Source organism: Saccharopolyspora antimicrobica, assembly GCF_003635025.1.
In the GTDB taxonomy this organism is placed as follows: domain Bacteria; phylum Actinomycetota; class Actinomycetes; order Mycobacteriales; family Pseudonocardiaceae; genus Saccharopolyspora; species Saccharopolyspora antimicrobica.
On the sequence record NZ_RBXX01000002.1, the window covers coordinates 768,028 to 782,984 of the forward strand.

The window sequence follows — 14,957 nt, forward strand, 5'->3', positions numbered from 1 at the left end:
GCTCGGTGTTCCGGCGAAGACTCGGCGCGTGATCTTCCGAACGCTCGTAGCGGCACTCGCCCTCGCGGCACCGCTCCCACCCGCACCGGCCGACATCGACGCCACCGTCCAGGAGTACCTCCGGAGCACCGGCCTGCCCGGCGCGGCGGTCACCGTCACCCGCGGCACCGAGGTGCTGCACGCTGCCGGCTACGGCCGGACTCCCGACGGGGAGCCGATCACCGAGCGCACGCCGATGGCGGTGGCCTCGGTCAGCAAGTCCTTCACCGCGCTGGCCGTGCTCCAGCTCGCGGAATCCGGGCGGCTGGAGCTCGACGGGCCGGTGCGCGCCCACCTGCCCGAGTTCCGGCTCGCCGATCCGCGCGCCGACCGCATCACGGTGCGCCAGCTGCTCGACCAGACCTCCGGGCTGTCCGACTCGACGGTCCACCCGTTCACCCGGCCGCAGCCGGGCTCGCTGGCGGAGGCGGTGGCGAGCATGCGCTCGGCGACGCTGGTCGCCGAGCCGGGCGAGCGCTGGGAGTACCACAACCCGAACTACCAGGTCGCCGCCCGACTGGTCGAGGTGGTCAGCGGCCTGCCCTTCGACGACTACCTGCAGCGGCACGTGTTCGGGCCGCTCGGCATGGCCGACAGCCGCGCCATCGACACCGCCGACGAGCTGCCGCCGAGCGCGCGCGGTCACCTGCTGGTCCTCGGCGGCGCCATCGCGGTGCCCGAACCACCGGCGTTCGGCGGCGGTTCGGGCGGAGTGCTCAGCACCGCGCACGACATGGCGGCGTGGCTGACCGCGCAGAACAACCCCGGCCGGACGCCGATCGCCTCCGCGGCGGCGATCACCGAGGCGCACACGCCGTCCCCGGCATCGGGCTCCTACGCGCTCGGCTGGTCGGTCGGCACCACTGATTCCGGTGAGCGGATGGTCTCGCACAGCGGCGACCTGTTCACCTCGACCGCCTACCAGGCGCTGCTGCCGGATTCCGGGTACGGGATCGCGGTGATGACCAACACCGGCCTCGCCCACGGCGATGCGACCGCGCTCGCCGACGAGCTCATCGCACTGATGACCGGCCAGCCGGCGCAACCTCCGAACAGCGCTCTGCCTGTCATCGACGCCGTGCTGCTGGGGCTGGCCATCGGCGCAGCGCTGCTGGCCGCACGCGGTGCGGTGCGGGCACGTCGATGGGCGGCCAGCCGAACGGGCCGCATCAGCACCGTGCTGCGCTTGCTGCCGCTGCTGGTCCCAGCCGTGCTGTGCGCATCGATCAACCAGATCGTCGGTGCCCTCTACCGGGGCCGCGACGTCGCCCTGATCCAGGTGCCCTACCTCTACCCCACGTTCACCGTGCTGCTGGTCACCGCAGCCCTCGGCGGTGTCGTGGTGCTCATCGCACGGTTGACCGGTCTCGCTCGAGCGGTGAGCACATGAGCTCCGCGGACGTGGGCGATCCACCACCCGACGTATTCCCAGCGGCCACCCCGAGGACGGCAACCCGTGCTCGGGGACGGCCCCGTAGAAGACGAATTCTTTCCGGTGCGGGATGAAGAGATGAGAACCCGGGCCGCTCTCGACTCGTCTCCCTATTCATCTTCCTCCGTCACGGCGGTGCCGCTCTCGTCCGGCGTCTGGGTACCGGACGCGTGCGACCCGAGGATCAGGTCGATCGGTCTGGCGACGTCGACGAACGGGCGGTGTTCGAAAATCGAGGGGTCGGCGTTGGCCGCTGCCCCAGCTCCGATGGTCGAAATAGCAGCGAGAGCAGCAGCGGCGACAACGGTGCGAATTCGCATCATTTCTCCAGAACGTCGACTTCAAGGCCGCGTCCATCGTCCGATCGCGATTGGTTGCCCGCGACTGCTCATCACCCGTCCTTGGTGGGTAATCAGTGCCCATGCCTCGGAGGTGAGCAGTGGTCGATTACCGCCAGCGCGACACTCATCGCTGTGAGCTACCTCAAGATCGTCCGGCACGACCGGACTTGAGCGTCGACGCGTGCTCGCGAGTGGCGTTCTGCCTGGTAGAAATGGCCCCGCCACCCAATCGCGCTGATCGGAGTTTCCGCACGTGCACATCTCATTCATCTGCACCGGCAACATCTGCCGGTCCCCGATGGCCGCGCTGGTGTTCCGGGAACAGCTGCGCCGGGCCGGGTTGGACGGGCAGGTCGAGGTCTCCAGCGCCGGGACCGGTCCGTGGCACGTCGGCGAGCCGGCCGATCCCCGGACCGGAAAGGTCCTCGCGGATCACGGCTACCCGACCGAGCACGTCGCCGCGCAGATCGACGACCGCCACCTGGACGCCGATCTGCTGGTGGCGATGGACGCCGGGCACCTGAGCGCGGTGCGCCGCCTCGCCGACGACCCGTCCAAGGTGCGTCTGATGCGCTCCTTCGACCCGGGTTCCGAGGACGGCGCCGAGGTGCCCGACCCGTACTACGGCGGCCCGAACGGCTTCGAGGACGTGCTGGCCATGGTCGAGGCCGCGACGCCGGGGCTGCTCGACTGGGTTCGCGAGCGGCTGTGACGGCCCGCTCAGCGGTGGCGGCCATCACCGGCCGCACCCCGGTCGACGTGCGACGGCTCAGCGGCGGGGACACCGCGGCGGCGTTCGCGGTGTCCCTCGACGACGGCGCGGTGGTGTTCGCCAAGACCGCGCCGGGGTCGATGCCGGGCGCGATCGCGGCCGAAGCCGCGTCCCTGCGGTGGCTCGCCGAGCCTGGCTCGGTCGCGGTGCCCGAGGTGCTCGGGAACTCCGAACGCTGGCTGGTCACCGAGCACATCGCGGAAGCCGCGCCCACCGCAGCAGCGGCCGAGCAGCTGGGCCGCGGGCTCGCCGAACTGCACGCGACCGGAGCACCGGCGTTCGGCGCCGCGCCACCGGGCGGCCCGGTCGACGCCTGGATCGGCCTCGCCCCGATGCGCAACGAATCCGCGCCCGACTGGCCTTCCTTCTACGCGACGCACCGGATCGAGCCCTACCTGCGGAAAGCCGTGGACTCCGGTGTGTTGAGCACCGCCGACGGCTCGGTGATCTCGCGGGTATGCGCGGACATCGACCGGCTGGCCGGTCCGGCGGAACCGCCCGCCCGGCTGCACGGCGACCTGTGGAGCGGCAACGTGCGCTGGGGGAACGAACGCGCCTGGCTGATCGACCCGGCGGCGCACGGCGGTCACCGCGAGACCGATCTCGCGATGCTGCACCTGTTCGGCTGCCCCCACCTGGACCGCATCGTGGCCGCCTACGAGGAGACCCGTCCCCTCGCGGAAGGCTGGCGCGACCGCATAGCCCTCCACCAGCTGTTCCCGCTCCTGGTGCACGCAGTCCTCTTCGGCAGCGGCTACGCCGCCCAAGCGGTCAGCGCCGCGCGTTCCGCCCTCCGAACCCGCTGAGGCGCGTTCGTCAGCGGTTCCGCCGGGTCGTGCTCGACGTGGATGTCCTGGTTGCCGCGTGGGCCGAGGTTCTCGCCGCCGGTTCGGTCATCCGTCAATAGACTTGCGCGGCAACAGGTTCGGTCTCGGTCTGCCGCCGCTGGCGGTACCCACCGCAGCTCCACGATCAAGCCGCGTGAGACCGCGCTGACCGAACCCGGCGGCCTGTGCGCCACTCACCGGACCGGCAGCGCACCGACGATCGAGATGGCCAAGGTCGTCAAAGGCGTGTAGCGTTCGTGGTGGTCGTTGTTTCTGGGTTCGTGTTTCGCGCATGCTCGCAGGATGTTGAAGCGGGCGAGCTGCTGTCTTTGGTGTAGCTGGAGTTGAGCCGCCGTCTGATCCCCCGGCCCGGGAGTGCCGCGCCGTGCGGTGACCCGTAGTACTTCCCCAGCTCCCGAACGGAGACGCACATGACTCAGGGAACCGTGAAGTGGTTCAACTCGGAGAAGGGCTTCGGCTTCATCGCCCCCGATGAGGGCGGCCCGGACGTGTTCGTGCACTACTCGGCCATCGACGGCGCCGGGTTCCGCACCCTCGAGGAGAACCAGCCGGTGGCCTACGACGTCACCCAGGGCCCCAAGGGACCGCAGGCCGAGCTCGTCCGAGCGGTCTGAACCAGCACCGCGCAGGGTGTCCCGGCCCCGCCGGGGCACCCGCCGCCTGCGGGCAGCCGCCCGCACCGCCTCCGTGGTGGACACGTCGAGGCGCACGACAAGTCTTGATCTTCCCGGGCCGCGGGCTTCCACTCCTCGCGCGAGCCTGGCCCTCAGTTCGGTCGAGCCGGATCGACGAGACGGCTCCCGGTACTTCGTTCTTCCCGTCCTCGGCCCGCGGCCGCGACACCGCTGTGTCCGCGCCGGGCCCGAGATCCCGCACAGTGCATTGGAGTCCGATGCGGACCGACCCCACCCGATTCGACGTTCCCCACTCATCCACAGTGGATCACCGCGCCCTCCTCGAAGGAAGCACCGCAGCAGGGCGGCGCCTTGGTGACGGCCTGATCCGGCACACCAGGCACGTCGCGCGGACGCTGTCCGAAGACGCCTGGCAGATCACCGATGCCGAAGGGCAGCACACCGCTCGGGTCACCGGCACCGTGGAGGAGGCCGTGGCCCGCGCCCACTACCAACTCGCCGCCTACGGCGGGGGCGACGTGCGCATCACCGGTGACTGACCACCCGCGTCACGCCATCACCGCACCCGGCATTCGCACCGCGATGCGGTGGCGGGAAAACACTGCTCTGAAAGGACTTCCATGAACCTGTCCAGTCCCGCGCGTCCCAGCGCCCAGCGGCGCACCACGCAGCGACGAGCGCACCCGGCACCTGCGATCCGGCACGCACCGGGCTCCGGTCGGCCGCTCGGCGTTCCGGTGCGGCCGGTCCACCCGGTCGCGTTCGTCGAACCCGGACCGCGCGGCAACGCCGGTCCGCCCCAGCCCCGCGCGGACCGCAGCCATGACACCATGCGGCGCCTGCGGACCCCGTTCACCGCACCCGACGGCGAGTGAACACCGGCCCGTGAGTCACGCAGCCGGTGCCGTTCGTCACCGGATCTGCAGAACCCGCCACGGGTTCGCACCACCGCGGATCTCGTCCCGCCGCCGGGGGTCGTGAGCGGTGCCAGAGCACCGAAGTGCTCACGAACCGTGACCGATGCGGTCGAGGCCGCCAGGGCACCCGACCAACGGGCCTTTCGGACATCTCGACCGAACCGGAAGAGGACGCGGGCTGACCTGCTGGGACGCAGGTGCGCGCGGATCTCCGCCGCTCCGCAACCGGATCCGAAAACCGCTGGTCAGCATGGCTGAGCTACCGTAGGGGTGTGCGCCTGAAGTTCTTGCTGCGACCCGGTTGGCTCGGCTTGATCGCGCTGGTCGCGGTCTTCACCACGCTGTGCTTCACCCTGCTGGCACCCTGGCAGTTCAGCCGCAGCGATGAGGCTCAGGCCCGCAACAACGCGATCTCCGAGTCCTTCCACACGCCACCGCGCCCGCTGGGCGAAGTGCTGCCCGCCGGCCAGGCGCCGGACGAGCGCACCGAGTGGGCGCAGGTGCTGCTGCGCGGCCAGTACCTGCCCGAAGGCGAGACGCTGGGCTGGCAGCGCACCGTGCTCGGCGAGCCCGCGTTCGAGGTGCTGACCCCGTTCCGGCTGGCCGACGGCACGACCGTGCTGGTCAACCGCGGCTTCGTCCGGCCGGTGAACGGCACGCAGGCGCCCGCCTACGACGCGCCGCCGAGCGGCGAGGTCACGCTCACCGCGCGCGTCCGCACCGACGAGAACGACAGCAAGCAGCGCCCGCTGTTCGAGCACGACGGGCACCGCTGGGCGTACGCGGTCAACTCCGGGACCATCTCGCAGGGCACCGGCATCGCCCTGCAGCCCGGCTACTTCGCGCTCAACGAGGGGCAGCCCGGCGTGCTCGGCGCGCTGCCGCTGCCGCGCCTGGAGTCCGGGCCGTACTTCTCCTACGCGCTGCAGTGGATCGCGTTCGGCATCATGGCGGTCATCGCGATCGGTTACCTGATCTACTCGGAGCTGCGCCCCGGCGCCCGCCCGGCCTGGCGCGACGCGGAAGCCGGATCCGAGGGAGGCGCGAAGTCCGAACCGCAGCCCCGCCGCAAGAAGATGTCGGTGGCGGAGGCGATCGCCGAGGACGAGCGCCGCGAGCGCGAGGAAGCCGAACGCCGCGAAGCCGCGGACGCGGAATCCACCAGCAAGACCTGAACCACCGCGAACACACCGCGAGGGCCGCAGTTCCCACTCCGCTGGAACTGCGGCCCTCGCGGTGCATCAGGCCCTCAGCACACCGATCGCAGTGCGGAACCTCCGCGATTTCAATGGAAATTGCGGATCCGATTTCAATGGAACTTGCGGTCCCCGTCGGTGTGTCGGGATCCCGACACACCGACGACGGTGGTGACCCGCGCAATTTCAATGGAAATCGGACGTCTGATTTCAATTGAAATTGCGTCACCCCCACCTCGGATCCGCAGCCGGGTGCACGAGTCCCGCGATTCCGAGGCCCCGTCGTCCGATCCGCCGCGCGGGGCGCAGGTGGACGTCTTCGACGGAACCGCCGTGTGGTCGACGGAACCGCCGTGTGGTCGGGCCGCAGGTTCGGGCACGGGTTGCAGGTTCGGGCACGGGCCACAGGTTCGGGCACGGGCCACAGGTTCGGGCACGGGCCACAGGTTCGGGCACGGGCCGCGGGCACGGGCAGCGGTAGGTAACGCGCGAGCTCAGCGGCGGCGGAGGGCCCGGGTCAGGGCGTAGGCCGCCGTCAGGACGCCCGTTGCCGAGCCGACCACCCGGGACAGCTCGACGCTCCTGGTCACGTCGCCCGCGTCGGCCGTGCGGCCTTCGCCGAGGACCGGGCGCTGCTCGACGACGTGGCCGTACACCGTCCGGCCGCCGAGGCGGATCTGGAGCGCTCCGGCGAAGGCCGCTTCGATCTGCCCGGCGTTCGGGCTCGGGTGCGCCGAGGCGTCGCGGCGCCAGGTGCGCCACGCGCCCTTCGCCGAGCCGCCGACCACCGGCGCGCACGCCGAGGTCAGCACCGCCGCCAGCCGCGAGGGCACCAGGTTGAGCAGGTCGTCCAGGCGCGCGGAGGCCCAGCCGAAGTTCCGGTAGCGGGGCGAGCGGTGGCCGACCATGGCGTCCAGCGTGTTCGCCGCGCGGTAGGCGACCAGTCCGGGGATGCCCGCGACGGCGCCCCAGACCAGCGGGGCGACCACGGCGTCGGAGGTGTTCTCCGCCACCGATTCCACCGTGGCGCGGGCCAAGCCCTGGCCGTCGAGCACTGCCGAGTCGCGGCCGCACAGGTTGCGCAGCCGCTCGCGGGCCGCCTCGATCTCGCCGGCGTCGAGCAGCCGGGCCATCGCGGTTCCCTCGTCGGCCAGCGACGATCCGCCGAGCACCACCCAGGTCACCAGGCCGGTCGCGGCCGCTTCCAGCACCGGGCTGCGCTTGGACCACCGCTGCGCGAGCACGCCCAGCCCGACCGTGCCGCCGACCAGGACACCGGTGTAGACGATCCCGGCGGGCTTCTGGTCGCGGTGCAACAAGCGCTCCGCGGACTGCGCGATCCTGCCGAACGTCGCGACCGGATGCCCGCGCTTCGGATCACCGAGGGCCGCGTCCGCAGCCACGCCGAGTAAGAGTCCGACCGCCCGTCCCGCGCTCACCGGTGCCGCTCCTCCAGATCGTCCAGCCGGGGCCTCCCCCGCGCCCTGAGCCGTCCCGAAACGCTACCCCCGGGGCGCCTGTGACCGGTCACCGCATGCCAGGTGACCGGCCGTGTCCGCCCCACGGGATATCGTGGCGGACCGTGACGGCCCCGGACCACGAAGCTGATGTGCTGCGCGCGGGCGTCGCGGGAACCGCGGCGGACGTGCCTGCGCACGCTCCCGAGCAGACCCGCGACGACGGGCAGCGCCTGCAGCTGTTCGCCTACCTGCAGGCCCCCGAGCACCGCACCTACCTGGCGATCATGCGGCTGTTCACCTCGACGCTGCTGGCGGACCTGTCGGCGGGCGAGGTGGGCGCGGCGCTGGCGGCCGCCGAGCGGGAGGGCCGGGTGGCACCCGGCGAGTCCGATGTGGACACCGTCATCGACCGGCTCAAGCGGCTGGTGAAGTGGGGCAACTTGGTGGTGGGCCGCCGCGAGACGATCGCGTCGAGCATCGCCGAGTTCCAGCACGGCAGCGTGCGCTACCAGGTCAGCAAGCTCGCGGTCCGCGTGCAGCGGGACGTCGACGCGCTGCTGCGGGTGCCCGAGGGCGCGCGCGAGGTGTCCCGCGAGCTGCTGCCAGCTATCGACCGCGGGCTGGCCGGGATCGGCAGCGCGCTGTCCGAGGCGCTGGCCGCCGAGGTCCGCGATCCGCGGGCGAAGGCCGCGCGGCAGGCCAGGGAACGGCTCGCCGAGCAGGTCACCACGGTGTTCCTGCAGCACGCGGAGCTGGCCGCCACGGTCCGCGACTTCTACGCCTACCTGGGCCAGGTGGTGACCCGCCACCAGCTGGCGCCGGAGGAGATCTCCGGGTTCCGCAACCTGCTGGTCGAGTACATCCAGATGGTGGTGGAGGACGTGCTGCGGCACACCGAGACCATCGCCGGTTCGCTGGCGGGCCTGGCCGGGGTGCGCGGCGAGCTGCTGCGCCTGCTCGGCCCGGCCGACCAGCTGGGCACCGACGTCGAGCGGGCGCGCGGCCGGACCGCGGCGGACTGGCAGGAGCTCACCGACTGGTTCGTGGACTCGCCGGGCCGCCCCAGCCAGGTCGCCGCGCTGCGGGAGGCCACCGCGCGGGCGATCGGCTCGCTGCTGGCCAGCGTGAAGCGGGCCACCTCCGGCGGCGGGCTGGTGCCCGGTCGCCGCGGTGAGCTGCTGAAGCTGGCGAAGTGGTTCGACGGCGCCGACGAGGCCACCGCGCACCAGCTGCACTCGGCCGCGTTCGGCCTGCACTCGGCCCGCCACCTGCAGCCCGCACCGGACTACGACACCGACAACGACAAGGTGTCCTGGCGCGACGGCCCGGTGCTCGACGTCACGGTCAGCGTGCGCAGCCGCGGCGATCGCGGCGCGCGCGGCCGGACTTCGCGGGTGCTCGACGACCCGATGACCGAGGAAACCCTGCTGGCGCAGGCCCGCGAGGCCGACCAGAAGCGCAGCGCGGCCGTCGCCGAACTCGCCGCGGCCGGGCCGCGGCTGGCCGAGCAGGAGCTGTCCCCCGACGCGCTCGGTGTGCTGTGCGAGCTGCTGACCTTGGCGATGGCCCAGCGCGAGGGCTCCGACGAGCCGGGCACCGCGCTCGACCCGGTGCACCGCCTGCGCGTCACCGTGCGGCCCGTGGCCGGTCAGGACACCGAGATCGCCAGCGCCGCGGGACGCCTGACGCTGCGCGACACGGTGCTGGAACTCAGCGGGGACGGCGCGATCCCGCAGGAGCAGGGGGCCGCCCGATGACCACGACCTTCGACGAGCTGCCCGACATCGACGCGAATAACGTCGTCCGCTGCGCCCGGGTGCTGCTGCGCCGACCGCTGCTGCGCGCCGGCGGCCCGGACGGCGACCTGCTGCCGATGATCTACCGGCAGCGCGTGGTGCTCCAAGAGGTGTTCTCCTCGCTGCTGGGCTACCGGCTGGTGGTGGAGCGCCGCTTCGCCCGGCTGTACAAGTCGGGTGCGGGAAAGGACACCACCCGCGGCGAGGCGGCGCTGAGCCCGCGCGGCTACGCCTACCTGGCGCTGACGCTGGCCGCATTGACCGGCATCGGCCGCCAGGTGCTGCTCTCCCGGCTGGTCAGCGATGTCCGCGCCGCCGCGGCCGAGGCCGAGATCGCGGTGGTCGACGACCCGGCGGACCGGCGCGCGCTGACCGCCGCGCTGCGGCAGCTGGTGGCGCTGGGCGTGATCACCGAGACCGAGGGGTCGGTGACCGCCGAGGCGTCCGCCGAGGCGTTGATCACCATCGACACCGACCTGCTCGGACAGCTCGTCGCCGGGCCGCTGGCCGAGGCCGAGAGCCCCGAGCAGCTGATCGAGCTGGCGAGCGCGGCCGGGCCGCGCAACCTGGAGCACGCGGTGCGGCGCCGGCTGGTCGAGGACCCGGTGGTGCTCTACGGCGACCTCCCGGCCGAGCAGGCAGGCTGGCTGCGCGAGCACGTGACCGCCGAATCCCGCCGGCTGGAGCGGTTCTTCGGGCTGGTCAGCGAGTGCCGCGCGGAGGGCGTGGTGGTCTGCGACCCGGAGGACTACCTCAGCGACGTCGCCTTCCCCGGGCCCGGCACGGTGGCCCGCGTCGCGCTGCTGGCGCTGCCCGAGCTGCTCGACCGCGCTGCCGCGGACGCCGCGGGCAAGCACCCGGTGACCTGGCAGGACCTCACCGACGTGTGCCAGGAGCTGGTCGAGGCCTACCCTGCCGCGTGGTCCCGGCAGGCCACCGAGGACCACCAGGAGCTGGTGCACTCGGTGGTGGCGCTGCTGCGCAGGCTCGGTCTGCTGCAGGACGCGGGCGGGAGCTGGCTGCTCAGCCCGGCCGCGCACCGCTGGCTGCCGCAACCGGACGCCACCCCGGCCCCGGGCCGGGAGCCGGAACCACCCGCCCCCGAGCCGGTGGGCTGGTCCTTGTTCGACGAGATCGACGAGATGCGAGGGGAACAGCGGTGAGCGACGAGAGCACCGGGACCGGGGCGAACCGCTGGCGGCTGCACCGCGGCGGGATCGTCAACATCTGGCAGTACGCCGAGACGACCTTCGACCTCGACGGCGGGCGGGCGATCTTCCAGGGCACCAACGGCTCCGGCAAGTCCCGCACCCTGGAGCTGCTGCTGCCGCTGTGCCTGGACGGCGACCTGCGGCAGCTGGGCTCCAAGGGCTTCGACACGGTCAGCATCCGGCGGCTGATGCTCGACGAGTACCCGGGCGGCCCGAACCGGATCGGCTACGCCTGGATCGAGCTGCGCCGCGAAACCGCCGACGGCGGCGAGGAATTCCTCACCTGCGGCGTCGGCGTGAAGGCGTCCAAGACCTCGCAGTCGATCAGCGACTCGTGGCGGTTCATCACCAGCCGCCGCGTCGGCATCAACCTCTACCTGGTCGGCGCGGACCGGGTGCCGCTGGGCTCGGCGCAGCTGCGCGACCTGCTCGGCGCCGACTGCGTGCTCGACGACCAGGCGTTCCGCGCCAAGGTCGCGGCCACCGTCTACGGCGTGCCCGCCGCCCGCTACGGCGACCTGCTGCACCTGCAGCGCACGCTGCGCAACCCCGACGTCGGGCTGAAGGTGCTGGAGGGGCAGCTGGAGCAGATCCTCTCCGACGCGCTGCCGCCGCTGGACGCCGCGCTGATCGAGCGGCTGGCCACCTCGTTCGACGACCTGGAGTCGATCCGGGAGAACATCGTCCGGCTGACCGGCGCGGACAAGGCGCTCACCGCGTTCCTGTCGACCTACTCCGGCTACGCGTTCGGCGCGCTGCGCGACCGGGCCGAGGCGATGCGCACCGCCCAGCAGCGGCTCCGCGCGCTGCGCAAGGAGCTGACCGGCCTGGAGAAGCAGGTCGGCGGGAAGCAGCAGGACCGGGAGACCGCGGAGCGGACGATCGCCGAGCTGGAGCAGCGCGAGGCCGAGCTGGAGTCCAGCATCGACGCCCTGCGCTCCCACCCGGCCTACTCCGAGCTGCAGAACCTGCGCGACCGCGAGCAGCTGGTGGAGAGCGCCCGCAGCTCGGCGGTCTCCGCGCTGGACACCGCCGCCAAGCACCGCGCGCAGGAGCACCGGTCGGCGGAGTCGGTCGTGGGCGTGCTGCGGCGGCTCTCCGGGGACGCCGAGGCAGCCGGTCAGGCGGCTCAGCGGGCGGCGCAGCAGTTGTCGACCGCCGGGCTGGACGGGTCGCTGGTGAGGCGACCGCCGGTGATCCCGGTCGCGGAGCTGCGCGCCGAGCAGGCCGAGGTGCGGACTTCGGCGGAACCGGATGCCGTCGCGCAGGAGGTGCAGCGCGCCGTCGCACCGCAGCTGGACGCGGAGGCGATCGCCGCGGAATTCCGCGCTGTGGTGGCGGATTCGCAGCAGCTCGCGGCCACCGCGCGACAGCGTTCGGCGCTGACGCTCGCCCTGCACCAGCAGGCCGTGGAGCTCGACGCCGAGCAGGACAAGGTCGCCGAGCTGCAACGGCTGGCCCGGCAGGCTCAGCTGACCGCGACCGAAGCCGCCGGGCGGCGCAACCAGGCGCAGCAGGAGCTCGCCGACGCGGCCGCGGTCTGGGTGGAGCGGGCGCAGAAGTGGGTGACCGAATGGCCCTCCGCAGTGGAGGATCCGGCGCCGGAACCGCCTGCCGCCGAGGAACTCGCCGAGAACCGCACCGCGACGCGGGGCGCCCGCGAGCAGGCGCGGCGCTGGGCGCGACCGCAGCTGCACGAAGCGCGCCGCCAGGTCTCCGCCGTCGAGCAGGAGATCACCGAGCTGCGCGTGGATTCCCGCACCCGCGAACAGGAGCTCGCCGAGCTCCGCGCCGGTCACGAGCAGACACCGGGCCGTCCCGCCTGGGCCGAAGCCGAGCGGAACCCGGAGCAGGGCCGCGCCTTCTACGAGCTGGTCGACTTCCGGCCGTCCCTGACCGCCGACGAGCGGGCGGGGCTGGAAGCGGCGCTGCAGTCCAGCGGCCTGCTCAACGCGTGGGTCACCGCCGACGGCGCGGTTCCCGGGCTGGCCGACCTGCTCGCCGAACCCGCGGACGCGGGCAGCGGTGCCACGCTCGCCGACCTGCTCTCCCCTGCCGCCGTGACCGACTGCCCGGTGCCGCCGGAGCGGGTCGCCGCGCTGCTGGCCGCGGTGTCGACCGACGGCAGCGCAGGGCTTTCGGTGTCCGCCGACGGCAGCTGGCGCGCCGGCGTGCTCTCCGGCGCGTGGCGCAAGAACGCCGCGGAGTACGTCGGAGCGGGCGCCCGCGAAGCGGCCCGCGCGCGGCGCATCGCGGAGCTGGAGGAGGACCTGTCGCGGCTGCGCGCCGAGGTCGGCGAAGCCGAGCGGCGCCACCACGAGGCCTCCGAGCACGCGGCGGAGCTGGAGCAGCACCTGGAGTCCTACCCGGACGACGGTGACCTGCTGACCGCGCACGCGAAGCTGACCACCGCGATCGAGGCCGCCGCCGACAGCGAGCAGAAGGTGGTGCAGCTGCGCGAGCAGCACGAAAGCGCCGACCAGCGCTGGCAGGCGGCGCACGCCGAGCTGGTGCGCTCGGCGGGCGAGGCGGATCTGCCCGCCGACACCCGGGCGCTCGACGCGGCGAACCGGGCCGCCATCGACGCCCGCGGCGGGATCGACGCGCTGTGCGAGGCGATCGAGTCGCGCTGCCTGCCGACGCTGGCCGACCTGCAGGAGATCTCGCTGCACCACGACGTCGCCATCGCCGACCGGATGGAGGCCGAATCCCAGGCCGAGCGGCGCTGTGCCGCCTACGCCGAGCAGGCGAGCGGGCTGGCCGAGCTGACCTCGGCGGTCGGCGGTGAGGCGCAGGAGATCTCCGACAAGGTGAGCGCGTTCGAGCGCGAACGCGCCGACCTGCGCAAGCAGCTGCCGCAGGCGCGGGAGCAGATCAGCTCGCTGCGCGAGGCCGCGGCGCGGCTGGAAACCCAGCTGGAGAACAAGCAGGCGCAGCTGCCGGGCCGCGAGCACGACGCGTCCTCGGCGACCGAGACCTTCCAGCAGGCGCTGCGCATCCCCGGCCTGTGGTCGGCCGCCGAGGTCGGCGAGGAACTGCCCGGCGAGCTCGACGAAGCCGCCGCGCTGCTCACCGCCGCCGAGCGGCGCGGATCGTCGGAGGCCACCGTGCTCAACCGACTGCAAACGCTGCAGCACTCGCTGAGCGGCAACTACGACATCACCGCCGCCGACCAGCACGGTCTGCTCACCGTGACGGTGACCGGCGAGGAGGGGCCGCAGCCGGTGGCCGAGGCGGCGCGCCGGGTCGGCGAACGGCTCGGCGAGCAGCGTGGCTACCTCAACGAGCGCTACCAGTCGATCTTCGCCGACTACCTGATCCGCGACCTCGCCGAACGCCTGCGCGGGCAGATGTCCATCGCCGAGGACCTGTGCAAGCGGATGAACGAGGTGCTCGACGGGGCCCGCTCCAGCCAGGGCGTGCACGTCCAGCTGGACTGGCAGCCGTCGGCCGCGCTGGGCGACGACATCAAGCAGGCCATCGACCTGGTGCGCACCCCGTTCGCGGACCGCAGCGACGACCAGGACGCCCTGCTGCGCCGGGTGTTCACCGACCTCATCGAGGCCGAGCGGGACAGCACCTCGGGCGGCTACGCGGAGATCCTGGCGCGAGCGCTGGACTACCGCTCGTGGTTCGCCTTCACCGTGCGGGTCCGCGACACCGGGCCGGACGGCAAGCCGCGGGTGCGGCGCCTGCGCCAGCTCTCCTCCGGCGAAACGCGCCTGATCTCCTACGTGACGCTGTTCGCGGCCGCGGCGGCGTTCTACGACGCGGTCAGCGTGTCCTCCGACGGCCGCGGCCCGCTGCGGCTGGTGCTGCTGGACGAGGCGTTCGAGCGCCTGGACGACCCGACGATCGCGCGGATGCTGGGCCTGCTGGTGGACCTGGACATGGACTGGCTGATCACCTGGCCCAGCGGCTGGGGCGTCTCGCCGAAGATCCCGAAGATGCACATCTACGACGTCCTCCGCCCCCGCAGCGGCCACGGGATCGCCTGCACGCACACGACCTGGACCGGCACCGCCCTGCACCGGGCGGACGCCTGACTGGCCTCTCTGGAGGAAGGGTGGTGACCCCGAGAGGGGTCGTGACCCCTGAAGGAGGGGTGGTGAACCTCTGCGATTTCGGTTGAAATCGGCTTCTCGTCACCGCGGGCTCCGTCGGAACGGCAACAGATCCGATTTCAATTGAAATCGCTGCACCGCTCAAGGCGACCACCACCGCTTTGAACCCGACGCAACCCCGTGCGCAGCCGTACGACCTCCCACGACGTCCGACCGGTATCGCCGCTGAGGGATCAGCGGTGATAC

General features: G+C 72.5%; 12 protein-coding genes. 10 read left to right on the forward strand and 2 right to left on the reverse strand.

What is annotated here, in order from left to right:
* Positions 1–28 precede the first annotated feature (28 nt).
* The gene (locus ATL45_RS04120; protein ID WP_246025156.1) at positions 29–1,429 is read left to right on the forward strand and encodes a serine hydrolase domain-containing protein; all 1,401 of its coding nucleotides are present in this window, start codon (positions 29–31) and stop codon (positions 1,427–1,429) included.
* Between the two features lie 152 nt (positions 1,430–1,581).
* Here ATL45_RS04120 and ATL45_RS04125 read toward each other — a convergent pair whose 3' ends face one another.
* Complete coding sequence (locus tag ATL45_RS04125; RefSeq protein ID WP_143121614.1) at positions 1,582–1,791, reverse strand: hypothetical protein; 210 nt, start codon at positions 1,789–1,791, stop codon at positions 1,582–1,584.
* A 274-nt stretch (positions 1,792–2,065) separates the two neighbouring features.
* Here ATL45_RS04125 and ATL45_RS04130 point away from each other — a divergent pair, with 274 nt between their 5' ends.
* The 6 genes from ATL45_RS04130 (at position 2,066) to ATL45_RS04155 (ending at position 6,159) form a co-directional block, all read left to right on the forward strand.
* Entirely contained in the window at positions 2,066–2,524 is a 459-nt protein-coding gene (locus ATL45_RS04130) for a low molecular weight protein-tyrosine-phosphatase (protein WP_093151732.1), read from the forward strand.
* Positions 2,521–3,390: a fructosamine kinase family protein gene (locus tag ATL45_RS04135; RefSeq protein WP_177241965.1), complete on the forward strand. Its 870-nt coding sequence runs from the start codon at positions 2,521–2,523 to the stop codon at positions 3,388–3,390. The genes ATL45_RS04130 and ATL45_RS04135 overlap by 4 nt, the downstream gene beginning before the upstream one ends.
* A 452-nt stretch (positions 3,391–3,842) precedes the next feature.
* Entirely contained in the window at positions 3,843–4,046 is a 204-nt protein-coding gene (locus tag ATL45_RS04140; protein ID WP_093151735.1) for a cold-shock protein, read from the forward strand.
* 323 nt (positions 4,047–4,369) lie between these two features.
* On the forward strand, positions 4,370–4,606 hold the full coding sequence (locus ATL45_RS04145) for a hypothetical protein (RefSeq protein ID WP_121505290.1): 237 nt from the start codon (positions 4,370–4,372) through the stop codon (positions 4,604–4,606).
* 81 nt (positions 4,607–4,687) lie between these two features.
* The gene (locus tag ATL45_RS04150) at positions 4,688–4,942 is read left to right on the forward strand and encodes a hypothetical protein (RefSeq protein WP_093151740.1); all 255 of its coding nucleotides are present in this window, start codon (positions 4,688–4,690) and stop codon (positions 4,940–4,942) included.
* A 314-nt stretch (positions 4,943–5,256) separates the two neighbouring features.
* Complete coding sequence (locus ATL45_RS04155) at positions 5,257–6,159, forward strand: SURF1 family cytochrome oxidase biogenesis protein (protein ID WP_093151742.1); 903 nt, start codon at positions 5,257–5,259, stop codon at positions 6,157–6,159.
* Positions 6,160–6,674: 515 nt separating this feature from the next.
* Here ATL45_RS04155 and ATL45_RS04160 read toward each other — a convergent pair.
* Positions 6,675–7,619 (reverse strand): cobalamin biosynthesis protein, encoded by a 945-nt coding sequence (locus tag ATL45_RS04160; RefSeq protein WP_093151745.1) that lies wholly within the window; start codon positions 7,617–7,619, stop codon positions 6,675–6,677.
* 143 nt (positions 7,620–7,762) lie between these two features.
* Between ATL45_RS04160 and ATL45_RS04165 the strand changes: the two genes are divergently transcribed.
* From ATL45_RS04165 to ATL45_RS04175, 3 genes are read left to right on the forward strand one after another with little or no spacing between them, the layout of a single operon-like run.
* On the forward strand, positions 7,763–9,397 hold the full coding sequence (locus tag ATL45_RS04165) for a TIGR02677 family protein (RefSeq protein ID WP_093151747.1): 1,635 nt from the start codon (positions 7,763–7,765) through the stop codon (positions 9,395–9,397).
* On the forward strand, positions 9,394–10,599 hold the full coding sequence (locus ATL45_RS04170) for a TIGR02678 family protein (protein WP_093151750.1): 1,206 nt from the start codon (positions 9,394–9,396) through the stop codon (positions 10,597–10,599). The genes ATL45_RS04165 and ATL45_RS04170 overlap by 4 nt, the downstream gene beginning before the upstream one ends.
* A complete protein-coding gene (locus tag ATL45_RS04175; protein WP_093151752.1) occupies positions 10,596–14,693 on the forward strand; it encodes a TIGR02680 family protein in 4,098 nt (1,365 codons plus the stop codon). Before ATL45_RS04170 ends, ATL45_RS04175 begins: the two co-directional genes overlap by 4 nt.
* Positions 14,694–14,957: the final 264 nt, after the last annotated feature.